This window comes from Streptomyces sp. NPDC029138 (genome assembly GCF_055564375.1).
The window spans coordinates 46,399-67,420 of sequence record NZ_JBVHWM010000049.1; the positions used below are offsets into that span (position 1 = coordinate 46,399).

The 21,022-nt window shown below is 72.3% G+C and carries 17 protein-coding genes and 1 pseudogene; 13 read left to right on the forward strand and 5 right to left on the reverse strand.

Features of this window, described 5'->3' with window-relative positions; translation table 11 throughout:
• Window positions 1-21: 21 nt before the first annotated feature.
• Together ACZ4WH_RS30390 and ACZ4WH_RS30395 are read left to right on the forward strand one after the other, a co-directional pair.
• Window positions 22-1,707 (forward strand): MFS transporter, encoded by a 1,686-nt coding sequence (locus ACZ4WH_RS30390; RefSeq protein ID WP_468186704.1) that lies wholly within the window; start codon window positions 22-24, stop codon window positions 1,705-1,707.
• A gap of 99 nt (window positions 1,708-1,806) precedes the next feature.
• A complete protein-coding gene (locus tag ACZ4WH_RS30395) occupies window positions 1,807-3,000 on the forward strand; it encodes an acyl-CoA dehydrogenase family protein (protein ID WP_468186707.1) in 1,194 nt (397 codons plus the stop codon).
• 39 nt (window positions 3,001-3,039) lie between these two features.
• Here the strand turns inward: ACZ4WH_RS30395 and ACZ4WH_RS30400 are convergent, their stop codons facing one another.
• Window positions 3,040-3,477 carry a cell division protein SepF gene (locus ACZ4WH_RS30400; RefSeq protein ID WP_103812297.1) on the reverse strand — a complete coding sequence of 146 codons (438 nt, stop codon included), beginning with the start codon at window positions 3,475-3,477 and terminating at the stop codon, window positions 3,040-3,042.
• A 267-nt stretch (window positions 3,478-3,744) separates the two neighbouring features.
• Here ACZ4WH_RS30400 and ACZ4WH_RS30405 point away from each other — a divergent pair, with 267 nt between their 5' ends.
• The gene (locus ACZ4WH_RS30405) at window positions 3,745-5,073 is read left to right on the forward strand and encodes a DUF5685 family protein (RefSeq protein ID WP_468186710.1); all 1,329 of its coding nucleotides are present in this window, start codon (window positions 3,745-3,747) and stop codon (window positions 5,071-5,073) included.
• 1 nt (window position 5,074) lies between these two features.
• On the opposite strand, the gene ACZ4WH_RS30410 is transcribed toward ACZ4WH_RS30405, so the two are convergent.
• Entirely contained in the window at window positions 5,075-5,995 is a 921-nt protein-coding gene (locus ACZ4WH_RS30410; protein ID WP_468186713.1) for an ABC transporter substrate-binding protein, read from the reverse strand.
• Between the two features lie 466 nt (window positions 5,996-6,461).
• On the opposite strand from ACZ4WH_RS30410, the gene ACZ4WH_RS30415 reads away from it, so the two are divergent.
• From ACZ4WH_RS30415 to ACZ4WH_RS30455, 9 genes and pseudogenes are all read left to right on the forward strand, one after another.
• Window positions 6,462-7,319: an amino acid ABC transporter permease gene (locus ACZ4WH_RS30415; RefSeq protein ID WP_468186715.1), complete on the forward strand. Its 858-nt coding sequence runs from the start codon at window positions 6,462-6,464 to the stop codon at window positions 7,317-7,319.
• Window positions 7,316-9,076, forward strand: a complete 1,761-nt coding sequence (locus ACZ4WH_RS30420; protein ID WP_468186718.1) for an FAD/NAD(P)-binding protein — start codon at window positions 7,316-7,318, stop codon at window positions 9,074-9,076. The genes ACZ4WH_RS30415 and ACZ4WH_RS30420 overlap by 4 nt, the downstream gene beginning before the upstream one ends.
• 36 nt (window positions 9,077-9,112) lie before the next feature.
• Window positions 9,113-9,417: pseudogene (locus tag ACZ4WH_RS30425) on the forward strand (ATP-binding cassette domain-containing protein); the annotation flags it as partial.
• A 179-nt stretch (window positions 9,418-9,596) separates the two neighbouring features.
• Entirely contained in the window at window positions 9,597-10,691 is a 1,095-nt protein-coding gene (locus ACZ4WH_RS30430; RefSeq protein WP_468186721.1) for an LLM class flavin-dependent oxidoreductase, read from the forward strand.
• 195 nt (window positions 10,692-10,886) lie between these two features.
• Window positions 10,887-11,684: a DUF1684 domain-containing protein gene (locus ACZ4WH_RS30435; RefSeq protein ID WP_468186724.1), complete on the forward strand. Its 798-nt coding sequence runs from the start codon at window positions 10,887-10,889 to the stop codon at window positions 11,682-11,684.
• 192 nt (window positions 11,685-11,876) lie between these two features.
• Complete coding sequence (locus ACZ4WH_RS30440; protein ID WP_468186727.1) at window positions 11,877-12,779, forward strand: S1 family peptidase; 903 nt, start codon at window positions 11,877-11,879, stop codon at window positions 12,777-12,779.
• A gap of 201 nt (window positions 12,780-12,980) precedes the next feature.
• Window positions 12,981-16,409 (forward strand): DNA polymerase III subunit alpha, encoded by a 3,429-nt coding sequence (locus tag ACZ4WH_RS30445; protein ID WP_468186731.1) that lies wholly within the window; start codon window positions 12,981-12,983, stop codon window positions 16,407-16,409.
• Complete coding sequence (locus ACZ4WH_RS30450; protein ID WP_468186735.1) at window positions 16,406-17,404, forward strand: DNA polymerase Y family protein; 999 nt, start codon at window positions 16,406-16,408, stop codon at window positions 17,402-17,404. The genes ACZ4WH_RS30445 and ACZ4WH_RS30450 overlap by 4 nt, the downstream gene beginning before the upstream one ends.
• 159 nt (window positions 17,405-17,563) lie before the next feature.
• Complete coding sequence (locus ACZ4WH_RS30455) at window positions 17,564-18,430, forward strand: esterase/lipase family protein (protein WP_468186738.1); 867 nt, start codon at window positions 17,564-17,566, stop codon at window positions 18,428-18,430.
• Window positions 18,431-18,650: 220 nt separating this feature from the next.
• Here the strand turns inward: ACZ4WH_RS30455 and ACZ4WH_RS30460 are convergent, their stop codons facing one another.
• Complete coding sequence (locus ACZ4WH_RS30460; RefSeq protein ID WP_468186741.1) at window positions 18,651-18,785, reverse strand: hypothetical protein; 135 nt, start codon at window positions 18,783-18,785, stop codon at window positions 18,651-18,653.
• Between the two features lie 138 nt (window positions 18,786-18,923).
• On the opposite strand from ACZ4WH_RS30460, the gene ACZ4WH_RS30465 reads away from it, so the two are divergent.
• A complete protein-coding gene (locus ACZ4WH_RS30465) occupies window positions 18,924-19,544 on the forward strand; it encodes a class I SAM-dependent methyltransferase (RefSeq protein ID WP_468186744.1) in 621 nt (206 codons plus the stop codon).
• A gap of 20 nt (window positions 19,545-19,564) precedes the next feature.
• On the opposite strand, the gene ACZ4WH_RS30470 is transcribed toward ACZ4WH_RS30465, so the two are convergent.
• Complete coding sequence (locus ACZ4WH_RS30470; protein WP_468186747.1) at window positions 19,565-20,101, reverse strand: ribonuclease FAU-1 family protein; 537 nt, start codon at window positions 20,099-20,101, stop codon at window positions 19,565-19,567.
• Window positions 20,082-21,011, reverse strand: coding sequence for a GNAT family N-acetyltransferase (locus ACZ4WH_RS30475; protein ID WP_468186750.1), 930 nt, complete (start codon window positions 21,009-21,011; stop codon window positions 20,082-20,084). The genes ACZ4WH_RS30470 and ACZ4WH_RS30475 overlap by 20 nt, the downstream gene beginning before the upstream one ends.
• Window positions 21,012-21,022 lie beyond the last annotated feature (11 nt).

The following is a 21,022-nucleotide window of genomic DNA, read 5'->3' on the forward strand; positions in this document are numbered from 1 at the left end:
GATCATCTGGGAGGTACGTACATGTCCGGGACGACCACGGCTGCCGTACGGCCGCGCCGTCGGGTGCCCGGGGCAGGTGCCAACCGCTGGGTCGTCCTCGTCGTGCTCTGTGTCAGCCTGCTGCTCGTCGCGCTCGACGCGACCGTGCTGCACGTGGCGGTCCCCGCCGTCACCGAGGACCTCAAGCCCGGCGCCATCGAACTGCTCTGGATCGTCGACGTCTACCCGCTGGTCTGCGCCTCGCTGCTGATCCTCTTCGGCACGCTCGGCGACCGGGTCGGCCGCAGACGCGTCCTGCTGCTCGGCTACGCCCTCTTCGGGGTCGCCTCCGCCGTGGCCGCGTTCGCGCCGACCGCCGCGATGCTCATCGCGGCCCGCGCGCTGCTCGGCGTCGGCGGCGCCATGATCATGCCGGCCACCCTGTCGATCCTGCGCCAGGTCTTCCCCGACCGGCGCGAGCGGGCCCTCGCCATCGGCGTCTGGAGCGCGGTCGCGGCGGTCGGCGCGGCGGTCGGACCGCTGCTCGGCGGCTTCCTGCTGGAGCACTTCTGGTGGGGCGCCGTCTTCCTGGTCAACATCCCGCTGATGCTGGTGAGCCTCCCGGTGGGCCGGGTGCTGCTGCCCGAGTCCCGGGGCGAGGGCGACGGTCCCTGGGACGTGACCGGCGCGCTGATGGCGGCGGCCGGGCTCTTCGGCGTGGTCTTCGGTGTGAAACGGCTCGGTGGCGGGGAGGCGGTCGCGAGTCCTTTCACCGTGCTGCCCCTGCTGACCGGTGCCGCTCTCCTCCTCTTCTTCGTACGGCGCCAGCGACGGCTCCCGCATCCGCTGGTGGACCTGCGGATGTTCCGCCGGCCCGCGTTCAGCACCTCGGTGGGCTGCATCGTGCTGGCCATGCTCGCGCTGGTCGGCCTGGAGCTGATCGCCGCCCAGTACCTGCAACTGGTGCTCGGGTTGTCCCCGCTGCAAACCGGCCTGAGGCTGCTGCCCCTCACCCTCGCCGCGATGGCGGCCGGGCTCGCGGGCGCGCGCATGCTGCGCCGTTTCGGACCGCGCCGCATGGTGTGCTTCGGCTTCTGTCTGACGGCGGCGGCGGTGCTGACGCTGACGGGGATGGGCGGCACCGACAACCCGACGCTGCTGCTGGCCGGCTTCGTGCTGCTGGGCTTCGGCCTGGAGACCACGCTCTTCGGGGCGTACGAGTCGATGCTCAGCGAGGCCCCGGCCGACCAGGCCGGCGGCGCGGCGGCGATCGGCGAGACGTCGTACCAGCTCGGGGCCGGTATCGGCATCGCCCTGCTGGGCAGCGTGATGAACGCGGCCTACGCGCCGGGGCTGCGGTCGGTGCCGGGCGTGCCGCGGCCCGCGTCGGACGCGGCGGGCCACTCGCTCGGCGAGGCCTACGAGGTGGCCGGACGGCTCGGCGGCACGGCCGGGGCCGCGCTGCGCCACGCCGCGCGGGGCTCCTTCGTGCACGGGCTGCATGTGACGTTGCTGGTGAGCGCGGCTCTGTTGCTGCTGGGCGCGCTGATGGCGCTGCGGCTGCCGTGGCTCATGCAGTGCGGCGAGGAGCCGGCAGGCGGGGAGTCGGCGGCCGGGGAGCCGGGGATCAGGGAGTCGGCCGGCGGCGAACCGGCCGCCGGTGAACCCGCGCTGCCGTCGCCGCGCGAGGCTGAGGCCGCGGCCGGGAAGCCGCGGGTCACCGCCTGACCTCCTCTGGACGTGGGGGACACTGCACCGTAACGTCGGCCGGAGAGCCGTAACTAGCGGTGCTAGTTTTGCCGATGTCCCGTGTCCGGAGGGTGTTCCATGTCCGCGTCCGCGAAGCTGCCCCCGTTCGATGCCGCCGACCCGCTCGGGATCGACGACCTGCTGGAACCGGAGGATCTGGCCGTCCGGGACACCGTCCGCAGTTGGGCGGCCGATCGCGTGCTGCCGTACGTCGCCGACTGGTACGAGAAGGGGGAACTGCCCGGAATCCGGGACCTCGCCCGCGAACTCGGCTCGATCGGCGCCCTCGGCATGTCCCTCACCGGGTACGGCTGCGCGGGCGCGAGTGCGGTCCAGTACGGCCTGGCCTGTCTTGAACTGGAGGCGGCCGACTCGGGCATCCGGTCGCTGGTCTCCGTGCAGGGCTCCCTCGCGATGTACGCCATCCACCGGCTCGGCAGCGAGGAGCAGAAGCTTCAGTGGCTGCCCCGCATGGCGGCCGGCGAGGTGATCGGCTGCTTCGGGCTGACCGAGCCCGACCACGGCTCCGACCCGGCCTCCATGCGCACCCACGCCAAGCGGGACGGTGGGGGAGACTGGGTGCTCAACGGTCGCAAGATGTGGATCACCAACGGCTCGGTCGCCGGGGTGGCCGTCGTCTGGGCGCAGACCGAGGAGGGCATCCGCGGCTTCGTCGTCCCCACCGACACCCCCGGTTTCTCCGCGCCGGAGATCAAGCACAAGTGGTCCCTGCGCGCCTCGGTCACCAGCGAACTCGTCCTCGACGACGTACGGCTGCCCGCCACGGCCGTGCTGCCGGAGGTCACCGGGCTGCGCGGACCGCTGAGCTGTCTGTCGCACGCCCGGTACGGCATCGTCTGGGGCGCGATGGGCGCCGCGCGCAGCAGCTTCGAGGCGGCCCTCGACTACGCCAGGTCACGGGAGCAGTTCGGGCGGCCGATCGGCGGCTTCCAGCTCACCCAGGCCAAGCTCGCCGACATGGCGGTGGAACTGCACAAGGGGATTCTGCTCGCCCACCATCTGGGGCGGCGGATGGACGCCGGCCGCCTGCGTCCCGAGCAGGTCAGCTTCGGCAAGCTCAACAACGTCCGCGAGGCCATCGAGATCTGCCGTACGGCGCGGACGATCCTCGGTGCCAACGGGATCTCCCTGGAGTACCCGGTGATGCGGCACGCGACCAACCTGGAGTCGGTGCTCACCTACGAGGGCACCGTCGAGATGCACCAGCTCGTGCTGGGCAAGGCGCTCACCGGGCTCGACGCCTTCCGGTGAGCCCCGGTGGAGAGGCGGGGCCGGTGCGGCGGCCCTGCCTCAGCTCTGGTTGAAGAAGCCGTCCGAGCGGTGGGCGGACGCCTCGCCGCTGATGATCTCGGTGTCGGCCGGAGTGAGCAGGAACACCCGGTTCGAGACGCGGTCGATCGAGCCGCGCAGCCCGAAGATGAGCCCCGCCGCGAAGTCCACGACCCGCTTGGCGTCGCCGGGCTCCATGTTGGTGAGGTTCATGATGACCGGGACACCGTCCCGGAACAGCTCGCCGATGGCGCGGGCGTCCCGGAAGCTGTCCGGGGTGACCGTGCCGATCCGGCGGCCCTTGTCCTCGGCCGTGTCCGTGGCCACCTTCACCCGAGGGTCGGTGACCCAGGCGTCCCCGGACTCGGTGCCCTCGGAGTAGTCGTCGTCGTAGTAGCGCTCGTCATCGTTGTCGTCGACGAGGCCGAGCCACGCACTCGCCTTGCGTACCGATCCCATGGACGCCTCCTCTCACAGCGGTCTTTCTTGCTTTCCGCATCCCTATGGTCATCCATGATGCGGACGGCGCGCCAAGTGGATAGACGCCGCGCGGGGGGTTTGTGACGGTACTGGTGCACAGCCGATCCGTCGAGAGTCCTTGTGCCCCAAGGGGCGAGACTCATACGGCTGCTGACTGAGAGTGAAATATGATTGTCTGCGGCGGACGGGTGATGCGCGGTGCGTACGGGTGAACGCCAACGTCGTATCACAGTACGGGGGGATGTTGTGTTCGGAATCGTCAGGCCTTGCGCCCACCGGCTCGGTGAGCGGTTCAAGGCCGACTGGATGGCGCACTTGTGCGGGTTGTGCCTGGCCCTGCGCCGCGATCACGGTCAGTTCGCACGGATCGTGACAAATTATGATGGTCTTCTTGTATCGGTTCTGACGGAGGCTCAGACCGGCGCATCGAGCGGCACCCGCCGTACGGCCGGACCGTGCGCGCTGCGGGGCATGCGGACCGCGTCCGTCGCACAGGGTGAGGGCGCACGGCTCGCCGCGGCCGTCTCCCTCGTGCTCGCCTCCGCGAAGGTGCGCGACCACGTCGTCGACCGGGACGGACTGCTGGCCCGCGCGCCGGTCGCCGCCGCCGCGCGCCGGGTCGCCGCGAACTGGGGCCGGGCCGGGGAGCGCGGCGGGGCGGCGGTCGGGTTCGACACCGGCGTCCTGGTCGACGCCGTCGGCCGGCAGCCCGGCGTCGAGGCGCTGGCCGGTCTCGGCACTCCCATCCTGACGGTCACCGAGCCGACCGAGACCGCGACCGCCGCCTTCGCGCACACCGCGGTGCTGGCCGGGCGGCCGGACAACGCCGGGCCCCTGGCCGAGGCCGGGCGGCTCTTCGGCCGGCTCGCGCACCTGCTGGACGCCGTGGAGGACCGGCGAGCTGACGCCCTGTCGGGTGCCTGGAACCCGCTCACCGCCACCGGCACGCCCCTCGCCGAGGCGCGCCGGCTCGCCGACGACGCCCTGCACGGCATCCGGCTCGCCCTGCGCGAGGCCGACTTCCGCGACGGCCGGCTCGTCCACCTCCTCCTCGTGCACGAACTGCGCCGCTCGGTGGACCGCGCCTTCGGCACGGCACCGGTGTGCGCGGCCGATCGGCACGGGGGGCCGCGGGGGTCCTACGGTGCGGGGGCGCGGCCGGGGCCGTACGGTGCCGGAGTGCCGCAACAGCCGTACGGCGGTGGGATGCCGCACGGGCCGTACGGCGGTGGGATGCCGCAGGGCGCCGGTGCTCCCGCTCCGGGGAATCCGTATGCCGGCGGCGGTTCTCCCGGCGGAGGCGGCGGCCACGGCGGGGGCGGTTTCGGGGGTGGTGGTTTCGGGGGTGGTGGTTTCGGGCCGCCGCCCGAGCCCGCCGCCAAGGGCCGACGCGGTTTCTGGGCGGGCTGCGGGATGTTCTTCGCGCTGTGCTGCACCTGCAAGATGTGCTGCGCCGATGAATACGAGGGACCGTGGACCCGGAAGAAGCGCAGCGGCTGCTGCCAGTCATGCGACTGTTCCTGCCCCGGTGGCTGCGACGGCTGCGACTGCTGCTGTCCCTGCGACGGCTGTTGATTCAGTTCTTCAGTTCCGGCGGGCTGATCCGCGACTTCTTGATCGCTGAACCTGTGGTGCCCCACTTCTTCAGAATCCTGTCGTAGGTGCCGTCGGACAGCAGTTTGTTCACCGCCGCCTGGAACGCGGGCGCCAGCTTCGTGCCCTTCTTGAAGGCGAAACCGACGTCCAGGCGGTGGTATTCGTTGAGGAACTTCAGGCCCTGCTGGTGGGCCACGGCATACCGCAGGCCGTTGATCGTGGACATCACGACGTCGCTGCGGCCCTGCTGGAGCGAGGACCAGATCGCGCTCGACTCGGCGTACGTCTGCACCCGGTACGCCTTCTTGCCCGCGTCGGCGCACACCTGCTTGTCGGCCTCCAGCGTGGCCTCGAACGTCGTGCCGGCGCTGGTCGCGACGTTCAGGCCGCACAGCTGCTTCAGATCGGTGATCTTCGAGAGCGTGCTGTCCGCACGAGTGGCGAAGCCCTGGCCGTCGTTGATGTAGGTGACGAAGTCGATGGTCTCGCGGCGCTCGTCCGTGACGCCGAAGTTGCTCGCGCCGAAGTCGTACTTGCCGCTGTCCAGGGCGGGCAGGATCGCCTCGAAGCTCGCCTGCTCGACCTTCAGCTTGATGCCGAGCACCCGGGCGACCGCCTTGGTGAAGTCGACGTCCTGGCCGGTCAGGGTCGTGCCGTCGGCGAGGTAGGTGGTGCCGGGCGGGGTGCCGCCGACGCTGACCGCGACGGTGAGGCTCGTGGTGCCGGCGGGCAGCAGCTTCGCCGCGGCGTCGTCCTTCCGCACGGCGGAGACGACGTCGGTGGTGGGCACCTCGTCGGCCTTGGCCGCCACCCCGGAGGCGTCCGTGCCGCCCGAGCCACCGGACCCGGAGCCGCAGGCCGTGAGGAGCAGCGCGGCCGAAGTTATGGTGACAAAGGGCATGAAATGGCGATAAGCGGGCGTACGCATCGGATAGCGGTCTCCTGAAGCGGAAGGGTGTGCGGAAACGCGAGGGGAGGGGTGCGCGTGTGAAGGCGGAGGACAGGCCGGGAATCAGCGAGAGAACGCGAGCAGGCCCGCCCGGAGGGCAGGCGGGAAGCAGGGGGTCAGCTCAACAGGAGGAGGACCACACGCGACCGAAGTCGATGTGGGAGCGGGTGACCAGCCACTGCTGTGGATGCATGGGCCAAGTGGAACAGGCATCCGGTTCCGCGTCAACCGACTTGAGATGTACGGCTCACACTCTGGACAACCTTGACAGCGGACGGAAACGCCCCCGTACTCTCGACGCACGGCCCTGCTGAGGGGCTCGGCCGTATCCGCGCCGCGTGGCGCGCCCCCGTGTGAAGGCACCACCCGTTCTGACGACTCAGCGCGCCCTCGACGACGCGCGTCACGGAGCCTTCGCATGTCATCCGACACCCTCGCCAAAGTCCCCACCGCCTCGGGCACACCCGAGCCCGCGGGCGTCCCGCGGATCGTCCCCCAGCGCCGGTACGGCCAGTGGGCCGCGGCCGTCGTCGTCCTCGCGCTGCTCGGGTTCGCCGTCAACTCCGTCGTCCGCAACAAGGCGTTCCAATGGGAGGTCGTCGGCGACTACTTCACCTCGGACTCCGTCCTGCGCGGGCTGTGGCTCACGCTGTGGATGACCGCGGTCGTGATGGTCCTCGGCTTCGCCCTCGGCACCCTGCTCGCCGCGTTCCGGCTGTCCGCCAACCCCGTGCTGCGGGCGGCCAGTTGGGGATACGTGTGGCTGTTCAGGTCCATCCCGATCCTGGTGCAGCTGCTGCTGTGGTTCAACATCGGGGCGCTGTACCCGCAGGTGTTCGGCGTGAAGACCGTCAACCTGCTCACCCCGGTCGCCGTCGCGATCATCGGCCTCACCCTGCACGAGGCCGCCTACGCCGCCGAGGTCGTCCGTGGCGGCATCCTCTCCGTCGACCGCGGGCAGATCGAGGCCGCCCAGGCGCTCGGCCTGAGCCGGTGGCGGCGCTGGCGGCGGATCGTGCTGCCGCAGGCGATGCGCGCCATCGTGCCGACCGCCGGCAACATGCTGATCGGCACCCTCAAGGGCACCTCGATCGTCAGCGTCATCGCCGTCAACGACCTGCTGTTCTCAGCCCAGTTGATCTACCACCGCACCTATCAGGTGATCCCGCTGCTGATGGTCGCCACCCTCTGGTACGCCGTCGTCACCTCCCTGCTGGGCATCGCCCAGTACTACGTGGAGAAGCACTACGCGCGCGGCACGGAGAACGCCCGATGAGGCAGCAGCTGGTGATCGTCGGAGCCGGGCCGCGGGGGACCGGCCTCCTGGAACGCCTCGCCGCCAACGCGCCCGAGCTGTACGCCGGTCCGGGCCTCGACATCCACCTGGTCGACCCCCATCCGCCCGGCGGCGGGCGGATCTGGCGGCAGGCGCAGTCGCCGCTGCTGTGGATGAACTCGCAGGCCGAGGACGTCACCATGTTCACCGACGACACGGTGACCATGGCCGGCCCGGTGCGCGAGGGCCCCACCCTGCACGAGTGGGCCCGGCTGGACGGCCGTACCTTCCCCGACCGGCAGCTCCAGGGCCGCTATCTGCGCTGGGTGTACGAACGGGCCGTCGCCGACCTGCCCCCGAACGTCACCGTCCACCATCACCCCCATCGCGCCCTGCGGGTCGCCGGCCCCCGCGAAGGCCGCCAGCAGGTGTGGCTGGAGGGCCGTCCGCGCCCGCTCCCGGCCGACCTGGTGATCCTCGCCATGGGCCATCTGGACAGCGAACTCGACGCGGAACAGGCCGAGTTGGCTGCGTACGCCCATGAGCACGGCCTGGTGCACCTGCCGCCCGACTTCACCGCCGACAGCGACCTGTCCGCACTGGCGCCCGGCGCACCCGTCCTCGTCCGAGGCTTCGGGCTGGCCTTCGTCGACCTGATGGTGCTGCTGACCGAGGGGCGCGGCGGGCGGTACGAGGGCGAGACGTATCGTCCCTCGGGGCGGGAGCCGGTGCTGTACGTCGGCTCGCGGCGCGGAGTGCCGTACCACTCGAAGATCGGCTACGACTGGACCGGCGACCGGCCCCCGCTGCCCCGCTTCCTCGGCCCCGCCGAGGTGGCGGAGCTGCTGGCCCGGCCCGGAGGCTTCGACTTCCGGCGCGATGTGTGGCCCCTGGTCGAGAAGGAGCTGGGCTTCGCCCACTACCACCGGCTGTTCACCGCCCACCCCGGACGTACGGCGATGGCCTGGGCCGACTTCGAGGAGAAGTACGCGGCGGCCGGCGACCCCGCCGAGACCCGGGCGCTCGTCGCCGCCGCCGTACCGGATCCGGCCGACCGGCTCGACCTCACCGCGCTCGACCACCCGCTGGACGGCGTGCGGTACGCCTCGCACGACGACTTCCAGGAAGGGCTCAGGAGCTACATCGAGGGCGACCTGCGACGCCGCCACGATCCCGCACACAGCCCCGACCTGGCGGTGTTCCTCGGGCTGCTCTCCGTCTACGGGCAACTGGTGCGGCTCGGGGACATCGGGTCCTGGTGGCACGGGTTCTTCAGCTACCTGGCGTCCGGGCCGCCCGGGCCCCGGCTGCGGCAGATGCTCGCGCTGTCCCGGGCCGGACTGCTCCGGTTCGTCGGGGCCGGCATGGCCGTCACCGCGGAGGACGGGGTGTTCCGGGCCACCAGCCCGACCGTGCCGGGCTTCTCCGTCGAGGCCCGGGCGCTGGTGGAGGCCCGGCTGCCCGCGCCCACCGTCCGGCGCGCCCGCGACAGCCTGCTGCGCGAACTGCACGCCGACGGCGCCGCCGAGACCCCCGACGGGCTGCTCCGGGTCGACCCCGGCGACGGCCGTGTCCTCGACCGTGCCGGGCGCCCGCACCCCCGGCGTTTCGCGCTCGGCCCGTACACCGACACCCGCGCCCCCGGCGCCTTCACCCGCCCCCGCACCGGCGGACCCGCGTTCCGCCAGAACGACGCGACCGCCCGGGCGGTGCTGGCCTTTCTCAGCGGCTCACTCGTAAAGGAACTCGCGCGATGAGTGTCATGGACGGCGCGCTGACGGCGTACCGGCGGGCCGGGGGCAAGCGTCCTGGACAACGTCGTCGAGGCGCCGGTGTCCGCGCTGAAGCGGCCCCGGAAGGCGGCGGTGGAGAGCGCCCACCGGCTGCTGGAGCGGGTGGGGCTCGCGGACAAGGCCGACGCCTGTCCACGGCAGCTGTCCGGCGGGCAGCAGCTGGGGGTGCCCCTGGGCCGTTCAGGCACCGGGGGAGGGTGGCCATCGCGCGGGTGCTCGCGCTGGAGCCGAAGCTGTTGCTGTTCGACGAGCCGACGTCGGCGCTCGATCCCGAGTTGGTGGGGGAAGTGCTCGATGTCGCGAGATCGCGTTCGCGCGGGCGTTCCTGGCGAAGGTGCTGTGAGGGTGGGGGCCGTGGTCGTCGGGCGCGGCGGGTTCGGCACCGCCGGCCCGCGCCGTCGTGTGTCTCGCCGTTGCGGCGGGGACGAGGGGTGCCGTGGGGACGAGGGCTGCTGTGGCGACAAGGGGTGCGGAGGGGGCCGGTATGAGCAGTCTGTTGCATCTTGCCGCCGCTCTTGATCTGGCAGGGGTTCTCGACGCCGGGGCCTACGTCGAGCTGGCCCGGCTCGCCGAGCGCGGGGGGCTGGACTTCGTGACGCTGGACGACTCCTTCGCGTGGCCGGGATCCGACGCGCTCGGCGTGCTGTGCCGGGTGGCGCCCGCTACCCGGCGGATCGGGCTCGTGCCGACGGTCACCACCACGCACACCGAGCCCTTTCAGGTGCAGGCCGCCGTGGCCGCCCTGGACCGGGTCAGCCGGGGGCGGGCCGGCTGGCGGATCGACGTGTCCACCGCCGAGCAGGAGGCCCGGCTGTTCGGCCGCCGCCACCCCGCACCGGCCGAGACGCTCTGGCAGCAGGCCGGTGAAGTCGCCGACGTGGCGGCCAGGTTGTGGGACGGCTGGGAGGACGGCGCCGAGATCCTGGACGTGGCCACCGGCCGCTTCCTCGACCGGGACCGGCCGCCCCGCGTCGACTTCGCGGGCACCGCCTTCTCGGTCCGGCGCCCGTCCACCGTGCCCCGGCCGCAGCAGGGCCACCCCGTCCGCGTGGTCGACGCCACCGACGGCCCCGCCCGTGCGGTCGCCGCCCGGTACGCGGACGTGGCTCTGGTGCGCGTCGCCGCCCCCGCCCAGGCGGCCGGGGTACGGGACGAACTGCGGGAGCGGGCACGGGCCTTCGGGCGGAGCCCGGACGCGCTGCGGGTCCTGGTGAGCCTGCTGGTGGATCTGGGCGACGGCGAGCACGCGGCCGAGCCGGGACACGGGGGCGGCGGTCCGCGGCCCACCGGGCGGGGCCCGCTGTACCGGGGCGGCCCGGTGGACCTCGCGGAGCTGGTGGCCGCCTGGCACGCCGACGGGGTCACCGACGGCTTCCACCTCGTCCCCGTCGAACCGCGCCGCGATCTGGAGCGGCTGGTCAACGGCACGGTGACGCTGCTCCAGCACCGCGGTCTGTTCCGCACCTTCTATCCGGGCAGCACCCTGCGCGAGCACCTGGGCCTGGCCCGGCCCGCCAACCGGCCCGCCAACCGGTACGTCGCGCCCGGGGCGACCGCCGTGACCGAGGGAACGTCATGACCGTACGACGACGGCTGCACGCGGCTTCCGGCCGACGGACTGGAGGAGTTCGTGGACCGGGTGGTGCCGCTGCTCCAGGAGCGCGGCGCGTTCCGCACGGAATACCGGGGCGGCACACTCCGCTCCCATCTCGGGCTGTCCTCACCGGTACCTCCGGCCGGGGAACGCTGATCACCGATGAAAGGAACCGATGGCATGACGACGGACGCGTCCGACGCCTGGAAGCAGTGGCACGAGGAGTGCGTGGAGCGGGTCTCGGCGCCCTACGGGCCGCTCGCGCTGACCGCGACGCACTGGATCGAGGACTATCCGGATGGTCGACTTCCGGACATTCCCGGGAACTGGGTGGCGGATGAGGGCGGGGTGGTGCTCACCGCCGCCGAGGCCGACGGCCTGACCGTGGACGGCCGGCCCTTCGCGGGGAAGGCCGCACTGGCCGCCGACCGTGGTCCGGAGGCCGGGGCGCGGGTCGCGCTCGGCGCGAAGCGGCTGGTCGTGCTGGTGCGCGAGGGTGTCTGGGGTGTGCGGGTGTACGACCCCGACGCCGCCACCCGACGAGCCTTCCGGGGCATCGAGGCCGGGCCCTACGACCCCCGCTGGTCGGTGCCGGGGCGGTTCACGCCGTACGACGGCACGCGGACCATCCGGCTCGGCAACGCGGACGGCCGCGAGCGCGGCTTCGACCTCGCCGGAGAACTCTCCTTCACCCTGGCCGGACAGGAGCGGACGCTGAAGGTCGCGCGGCAGGGGGACGGGCTGCTGTGGGCGGTCCTCGCCGACGCCACCAGCGGCGACACGAGCTTCCGGTTCCGCTTCCTCTTCTCGCCGGCCCCGGACGCCGAGGGGCGCACGACCGTCGACTTCAACCGCGCCCAGCTCCCGCCGTGCGCCTTCGCCGACCACTTCGTCTGCCCCTTCCCGCCGCCCGGCAACACGCTGGACGTGGCGATCGAGGCGGGGGAGCGTCGCCTGAGCCGGCCCCGGTCGGTGTAGCCGGCCTCAGTCGAACGTGTGGGAGAGGGCCGACGGCCGAAAGGCACCCTTGTGCCGACCGGCCGTTCGGCCGAATACTCCCCCTCAGCGCTTGTCAGGGGCATGCATATTTCGATCCGGTCGAGCCCCTGGCTGCGCCTCACGGGCCCCGACCCCACGCGGGCCCCCGACTTCCCCAGGAGGGAACGACAAGTGAGGATCAAGCGCACCACTCCCCGTGGCGGTACGGCGAGACGGGTCCGGCTGACCGCCGTGGCCACCGGCTTCCTGGCCGCGGCCGCGTTCGCCGCCCCCACCGCGAACGCCAGCGACGTCCACACGTTCAGCGCCACCCAGCTCACCAAGGCGAGCGACTCCGTTCGCCAGGCCGACATCCCCGGTACCGCCTGGGCGGTGGACAGCAAGTCCGGCCGCGTCGTCGTCACCGTCGACAGCACGGTGTCCCAGGCCGAGATCGCCAAGATCAAGAAGCAGGCCGGCGGCAACGCCGACGCCCTGGTCGTCAAGCACACACCGGGCAAGTTCAACAAGCTGATCTCCGGCGGCGACGCCATCTACGCGAGCAGCTGGCGCTGCTCACTGGGCTTCAACGTCCAGGACTCCAGCGGCAACTACTACTTCCTGACCGCCGGGCACTGCACCGACGGCGCGGGCACCTGGTGGTCGAACTCGTCGCACACGACCACGCTCGGCACCACGGCCGGCTCCAGCTTCCCCGGCAACGACTACGGCATCGTGCGCTACACCAACGGCTCGGTGACCAAGTCGGGTGCCGTGGGCAGCCAGGACATCACCAGCGCGGCCACGCCCTCCGTGGGCACGACCGTCTACCGCCGCGGGTCCACGACCGGTACGCACAGCGGCCGCGTCACCGCGCTCAACGCCACGGTCAACTACGGCGGCGGCGACATCGTCTCCGGCCTGATCCAGACCACCGTCTGCGCCGAGCCCGGCGACTCCGGCGGCCCGCTGTACGGCGGCACCACGGCCTACGGTCTGACCTCGGGCGGCAGCGGTGACTGCACCTCCGGCGGTACGACGTTCTTCCAGCCGGTCACCGAGGCGCTGAGCGCCTACGGGGTGCACGTCTACTGACGGTCCTCCTCCGCTGACGGACGACACCGGGAAGCCCCCGCACGCGCACGGCGTGCGGGGGCTTCCTGACGCGTTTGCGCAGGTGAGAGGCGCCCGAGCGGATGTCGTACACATGTTCGGGAATGGGGGTATGGTGGTGGTGGGGAAACTGGGAACTGATGTTCGAGAGCCGTTCGGGGCTCACGAGTGCGGGAGGTGTGCGTGCCGGGCTTCGCGCATCTGCACACCGTCTCCGGGTTCTCCCTGCGATACGGGGCGTCCCACCCGGAGCGGCTGGCCGAGCGCGCCTCCGAGCGGGGGATGGACGCCCTCGCCCTGACCGATCGCGACACCCTCGCCGGGACGGTGCGCTTCGCCAAGGCCTGCGCCGGGGTGGGGGTGCGTCCGCTGTTCGGGGTGGATCTGGCGGTGGCGGCGGCGGAGGGCGTACGGCGTGACCGGCGGCGGACGCCGGTGCGCGGGGGCGCCTTCGTGGACGAGTCGGCTCCCCGTGTGACCTTCCTCGCCCGGGACGGCGCCCGTGGGTGGGCCGACCTGTGCCGGCTCGTCACGGCGGCGCACGCGGGCGAGGGCACCGCGCTGCTGCCCTGGGCCGACAATCGCGGCGACGGTCTGGTGGTGCTGCTCGGGCCGGGGTCGGACGTGGGGCGCGCGCTCGCCGCCGGGCGGCCCGACCAGGCGGCCGAGCTGCTCGTGCCGTGGCGCGAGATCTACGGTGACGCGCTGCGGCTGGAGGCCGTCTGGCACGGCCGTACCGGTACGGGGGCCGGTTCCCTGCGGCTGGCGGCCCGTACCGTCGGGTTCGCCGCCGAGCAGGGGGTGCGGCCGGTGCTCAGCAACGCCGTCCGTTATGCCGATCCCGGGACGGGGCCGGTCGCCGATGTGCTGGACGCCGCGCGGCGGCTGGTGCCGATCGACCCCCGGGGCGAGCTGGACTCCGGTGAGGCATGGCTGAAGGACGCGCAGACCATGCTGGGCGTCGCCGAGCGGGTCGTGGAGGCCGCCGGGTTCCGGCGGGACACCGCCCACCGGCTGCTGGAGCAGACGCTGGCCACGGCCGCCGAGTGCCGGGTCGACCCCGAGGCCGACCTCGGCATCGGCACCGTCCACTTCCCCGAGGCACATCTCGTCGGCGCCGGCCGGCGCACCGCGCAACGGGCGCTCGCCTCGCGGGCGGCGGAGGGGATGCTGCGGCTCGGGTACGGCGGGCGGCGCGCGTACTGGGAGCGGATGCACCAGGAGCTGGACATCATCGCCCACCACGGCTTCGCCTCCTACTTCCTGACGGTGGCTCAGGTGGTCGACGACGTACGGGAGATGGGAATCCGCGTGGCCGCTCGCGGCTCCGGCGCCGGGTCGCTCGTCAACCATCTGCTCGGCATCGCGCACGCCGATCCGGTCGAGCACGGGCTGCTGATGGAGCGCTTCCTGTCCAAGGAACGCGTCGTGCTGCCGGACATCGACATCGACGTGGAGTCCGCGCGCCGGCTGGAGGTCTACCGGGCGATCATCAGCCGGTTCGGCGGCGAGCGGGTCGCCACCGTCTCCATGCCCGAGACCTACCGGGTCCGGCACGCGATCCGGGACGTGGGTGCCGCGCTGTCCATGGACCCGGCCGAGATCGACCGGGTCGCCAAGTCCTTTCCGCACATCCGGGCCCGGGACGCCCGGGCCGCCCTGGAGGAGCTGCCCGAGCTGAGGCGGCTGGCGGGGGAGAAGGAGAAGTACGGCAGGCTGTGGGAGCTGGTCGAGGCGCTCGACGCCCTGCCGCGCGGGGTCGCCATGCACCCGTGCGGGGTGCTGCTGTCGGACGCCTCCCTGCTCGCCCGTACGCCGGTGGTGCCGACCAGCGGTGAGGGTCTGCCCATGTCGCAGTTCGACAAGGAGGACGTGGAGGACCTCGGGCTGCTCAAGCTGGACGTGCTGGGCGTGCGGATGCAGTCGGCGATGGCGCACGCGGTCGCCGAGGTGGAGCGGGTGAGCGGGGAGCGGATCGACCTGGACGCGGTGCCGCCGGGGGACCCGGAGACGTACCGGCTGATCCGGTCCACCGAGACCCTGGGGTGCTTCCAGATCGAGTCGCCGGGGCAGCGGGACCTGGTGGGACGGCTACAGCCCGCCGACTTCCACGACCTGGTCGTCGACATCTCGCTGTTCCGGCCCGGGCCGGTCGCCGCCGACATGGTGCGGCCGTTCATCGAGGCGCGGCACGGACGGGCGCCGGTGCGCTATCCGCACCCGGACCTGGAGGAACCGCTGAAGGGGACGTACGGGGTCGTCGTCTTCCACGAGCAGATCATCGACATCGTCGCCATCATGACCGGCTGCGGGCGCGGCGAGGCCGACCGGGTGCGGCGCGGGCTGTCCGATCCCGAGTCGCAGGGGCGGATCAGGGTGTGGTTCGCCCAGCGGGCGGCGGCCAAGGGGTACAGCGCGGAGACGATCCGGCGGACCTGGGAGATCGTGGAGGCCTTCGGGTCCTACGGCTTCTGCAAGGCGCACGCCGTCGCCTTCGCCGTACCCACCTACCAGTCGGCGTGGCTGAAGGCCCATCACCCGGCCGCCTTCTACGCCGGGCTGCTCACGCACGATCCCGGGATGTACCCGAAGCGGCTGCTGCTGGCCGACGCGCGGCGGCGCGGGGTGCCGATCCTGCCGTTGGACGTGAATGTCTCCGGGGTCGCTCATCGGATCGAACTGGTGTCTGAATCACCGGAGGTGTGGGGGCTGCGGCTCGCCCTCTCCGACGTCCACGGCATCAGCGAGGCCGAGGCGAAGCGGATCGCGGACGGGCAGCCGTACTCCTCGCTGGTGGACTTCTGGGAGCGGGCCCGGCCCAGCAGGCCGCTCGCCGGGCGGCTCGCGCAGGTGGGCGCGCTGGACGCCTTCGGCGCCAACCGGCGTGATCTGCAACTGCATCTGACCGAGCTGCATCGCGGCGCCCGGACCAGTGGCGGCGGTCAACTCCCGCTGGCCGGCGGACGGAAGACCGCGTCGGCCGGGCTGCCTGACCTGACCTCGGCGGAGAAGCTCAGCGCCGAGCTGGGCGTGCTGTCCATGGACGCCTCGCGGAATCTGATGGACGACCACCGGGAGTTCCTGACGGAGCTGGGCGTGGTCTCCGCGCGCCGGCTGCGCGAGGCCCGGCACGGCGAGACCGTGCTGGTCGCGGGCGCCAAGGCGGCCACCCAGACCCCGCCGATCCGCTCCGGCAAGCGGGTCATCTTCTCCACCCTGGACGATGGGACGGGACTGGTGGACCTGGCCTTCTTCGACGACTCGCACGACGCCTGCGCCCACACCGTCTTCCACTCCTGGCTGCTGCTGGTGCGCGGAGTGGTGCAGCGGCGCGGCCCGCGCAGCCTGAGCGTGGTGGGCTCCGCCGCCTGGAACCTCGCCGAACTGGTCGAACTGCGCGCCGAGGGCGGACTGGACGAGGTGGCGGCACGGCTCGCGGAGCCGGTGGCGCGGGGCGCGGGCGGCGACCCCACCGGTGGGCGGCGGATCCAGCTGCCGACCGGATACGAGATGCATCCGTGGGCCGATCTGCGGCCCGCGGGGCAGGAGGCCGCACAAGGGCCCGCTGCCGTACGGAAGTTGTGGCACCAGAGTCCGGGGAGTGCGGGATGACCATTCTCTGCGTACGTTTCCAGCTGCCGCCGACGTACGAGGCGGCCCTGCCGGAACTGCTCGGGCTGCTGGAGGAGTTCACCCCGGTCGTGGAGGCGCTGCCACCGGACGGGGCGCTGGCCGATCTGCGCGGTGCCGAGCGGTACTTCGGGCGCAGCGCGGTGGAGCTGGCCTCGGTGATCCGGGTGCGGGCCCTCGCGCGGTACGGCGTCGACTGCGCGATCGGCGCCGGGCCGGGCCCGATGCTGGCCCGCGTGGCGCTGCGCCACGCCCGGCCCGGGGTGACCTGTGCGGTGCCCGAGGACGCCGTCGCCGAGTTCCTCGCCGACAAGCCCGTCGCCGCGCTGCCCGGCGTCGGCGCGGCGACCGCCTGCACCCTGGACGAGTACGGCCTGGACACCCTGGGCCGGGTCGCCGCCGCGCCGCTGTCCACGCTCCAGCGGCTGATCGGCGCGAAGGCGGGGCGGGAGCTGCGGGAGAAGGCGAGCGGCGTCGACCGCGGCCGGGTCGTCCCGAACGCCGTCTCGCGGTCGCTGGTGACGGAACGGGCCTTCGACGTCGACGAGTTGGACCCCGACCGGCACCGCGGCGCGCTGCTGTCGGCCGCCGAGGAGATCGGCTCCCGGCTGCGCGCGGTGGAGAAGGTCTGCCGCACCCTGACCCTCACCGTGCGCTACGCCGACCGGTCTTCGACCACCCGCAGCCGCACCCTGCGGGAGCCGACCGCGCATTCGGCGGCCCTGACCAGGGCGGCCTACGGCATGTACGAGGCGCTCGGCCTGCAACGCGCCCGGGTTCGCGCGATCGCCCTGCGCGCCGAGGGCCTGAGCCCCGCCGACCAGGCCTCCCACCAGCTCACCTTCGACCCCGTGGACGAGAAGGCCCGCCGCGTCGAGGAGGTCGCGGACCGCGCGCGGGCGAAGTTCGGGCCACGAGCGGTGATGCCGGGAACGCTGGCGCTGGTGTGCGCCCTCAGTCGGCCCACGGCGGCGTGATGCGCGGTACGGCGCCGCTGGTTATCACTGGAAGTTTTTACTGACGCGTAACTTCACACTTGCACTACTCGCTCGTAACTTGACGAGTGAACAGCATCCCGTGATCCGGATCACAGGGTTAGGCCGTGCACCTCCCGTGAGCCGCAAGGAGATCACACGATGCTGCCCTGGAAACGAGTGCTCAGACCCCTCGCCGCGCTGTTACTCACCGCCGCCGTCGCCGTCGTACCGGCCGCCACCGCCAGTGCCTCCGACAGCACCGCGGCCGGCAGTGGCTGGAACGACTACTCCTGCAAGCCCTCCACCGTCCATCCCCGCCCCGTCGTCCTCGTCCACGGCACCCTGGGCAACTCGGTCGACAACTGGCTCGGTCTCGCCCCCTACCTGAAGAGCCGCGGTTACTGCGTCTACTCCCTCGACTACGGCCAACTGCCCGGCGTCCCCCTCTTCCACGGCCTCGGCCCGATCGACAAGTCGGCCGAACAGCTCTCCGTCTTCGTCGACAAGGTGCTCGCCGCCACCGGAGCCGTGAAGGCCGACCTGGTCGGCCACTCCCAGGGCGGCATGATGCCCCGCTACTACCTGAAGTTCCTCGGCGGAGCCGCCAAGGTGAACGCGCTCGTCGGCATCGCCCCCGACAACCACGGCACCGACCTGGACGGCCTCACCCACCTGCTGCCGTACTTCCCCGGCGCCGAGGACCTGCTCAAGGCCACCACCCCCGGCCTCGCCGACCAGATCACCGGCTCCGCCTTCCTCACCAAGCTCAACTCCGGCGGCGACACCGTCCCCGGAGTGCGCTACACGGTCATCGCCACCCGGTACGACGAGGTGGTCACCCCCTGGCGCACCCAGTACCTGAGCGGCTCCGACGTCCGCAACGTCCTGCTCCAGGACCTGTGTCCGCTCGACCTCTCCGAACACCTCGCGATCGGCCTGTTCGACCGGATCGCCTTCCACGAGGTGGCCAACGCGCTCGACCCGGCCCACGCCACCGCCACCACCTGCGCGTCCGCCTTCAGCTGACGTGCCGCCGGGTCCTGTCCGGCCTGAGCCGCCGGACAGGCCCCGGATGTGTCGTGGCTCGGATTCCGTGGGGTGATCCGAAGCTAGCCCCAAGAAGCCGTGAAATCGCCTGCTGGGAACGGGTGGAGGAGATCCTTATGGTCGGCTTGAGGAAGCGCTAAGACTGCGCTCAGGTACCGACCGCGTACCGGCCGTGAGAACGGTGACGGACGTTGCCGTGTCAGCCTTCGGGCCACCAGGTGCGCGCGATGTCCTTGCGCACCTCGGGGCGTCCCGCCGGGCGCTCCTCCGCCTCGTCGCGGATCCGGCGGCTGTCCGTCCTCTTCAGGGGCTTCTGCACGGTCGTACGGCGCATAACTGCCTCCTTCAGTGCCCACCGAGTTCCGCGTTGTCACGGAGGTAGACGCTTTCGGGGAGAGTTCCTCATCGGTGCCGGTTTGTCAGTGGCGGCTGTCACGTCCGCACTGTCAGTGGCGTGTGTCACTCTCTGGGCATGACGAGCGAGAACACGCACACGGTTGCGGTTGCCCCGGAAGCGGACTGGGATGCGCTAGCCGCCGCCTTCGACGACGAACCGGACCACGGCCTGCGTGACCCCGAGGTCCGCGCGGCCTGGGCGGACCGGCTCCGGACCTGGCTCCCCGGGCACCCCGCCGACGTCCTCGACCTCGGCTGCGGCACCGGCAGCCTGTCACTCCTCGCCGTCGAGCAGGGGCACCGGGTGACGGGTGTCGACCGGTCCCCGGCGATGGTCGAGCGGGCCCGGGCCAAGCTCGCCGGGCGCCCAGCGACGATCGTGTGCGGGGACGCCGTGGCCCCGCCGGTGGGGGAGCGGCGCTTCGACGTGGTCCTCGTACGGCATGTGCTGTGGGCGCTGCCGGACCCGGCCGGGGCGCTGCGGCACTGGCGGGAGCTGCTGCGGCCCGGGGGCCGGTTCGTGCTGGTGGAGGGTGTGTGGGGGACCCTCAGCCCGGTCGGCGTACCGGCCGCCCGGCTCACCGCCCTGCTGGAGACGCTGAGCCGGGACGTGCGCGTGGAGCGACTGTCCGACGACTCCCTGCTGTGGGGCAAGGACGTGGACGACGAGCGGTACGCGGTGGTGGCCACCGTGTGACACCGGAGCGCCCGGGAGGGTCACGCCAGCAACTCCGCGAAGCCGTCGGCTCGGGTCGCCAGCGCCTCCAGCGTGTCGAGGGCGGCCACCGCGGCCGACGCGGCCTCCGGGTCCGTCTCCGCGAGACCGCTCTCGGCGAACTCGTCCTCGTCCAGCCGCCGTACGTCCCGGCCGTCCGCGGAGCGCCACAGGTCCAGGTCGAGATCCTCCACGACCAGCTCCGCGCCCATGGGGCTCCCCCCGCTCGAGCGGGTTCCAGGGTGGCGGAAGACCGCGGGGCGCGTGACGTCGCAGTACCAGCCCTTGACCGAGCCGTCCGCCGCGCGGACCTCCTTCACCGAGTACCACCGGTCCCGCCAGTAGTACTCGGTGAACACGTCACCGGGCTCGAACCGCACGAACCCGAAGTCCCGGACCCCGGAACCCGCCCAGGGGGCGCGTACGGCGATCCGGTCGCCGTCGTCCCGGAGCAGCTCCGCCGGATAACGGATCTTCGTCCGGCCCGCCTTGACCAGGACGACCTCCAGCCGGGCCGGCTCAGCCGAGTTCGCGGACATAGCGCACCTCCGTCGCGCAGACCTCGTACCCGAGCCACTTGTTGATCGCGATCATGGGAGCGTTGCCGGTGTCGTTGCCCGTGAAGGCCTCGGTGACACCGGCGGCGCGGGCCCGGTGCAGAGAGTGGATCTTGGCGAGCTTGGCCAGGCCACGGCCGCGATGGGCGCGGGCCGTGCCGGTCATCGCGGTGGAGTAGCGGCCGTCGCCGTCGGTGTAGGCCACGGTGAAGGCGACCGGACGGCCGTCGACACAGGCGGCCGTGGTCAGCTCCCGGTTCAGCAGCGGATGGCTCCAGCTCTGCGCGAGCCAGACGTCGTAGTCCGTGAACGCGTAGTCCACGTCGCTCGGTTCGTCGAGCACCGTCTCCGCGTCCAGCTCGAACAGCGGCCGGGGGTCGTCCGCGAAGTCGGCGGCCGTCCGCAGCTCGACGCCGGGCGGGAGCTCCGGGAGCGGCGGCAGCGTGCCGTCCGCCAGGTCCAGGCGGAGGAACTGCGCGGAACGGCCCCGCCGGTAGCCGCGCCGCTCGGCGAAGGCCTGGTTGGCCGGCTCGTCCAGGGCCCAGGCGAACAGCCTGGTCGCGCCCACGTCCGCCAGGTACTCCTCGGCGGCCCGGACCAGCAGCCGGCCGGCCCCGCGGTGGGTCCGGTCCGGACGGACGTAGACGTTCAGGGCGCCCTGGCCCGGGTCGGGGCTCTCGGGGATCAGATGCACCTGGGCCGTGCCGATGATCTCGCCGTCCTCCTCCGCGACGAGCGGCCGGAAGCGGGCGTCCGGGTGCGTATGGACCACCGTGTGCCGGACCGAGTCCGGCGTGAACAGGATGTACGGCAGAGCGAGTCGGCGGACACGGGCGAAGCCCTCGGCGTCCGCGGGGACGTCGGGGCGCAGAGCACGCACGAGGACAGTCATGATGAGGCACC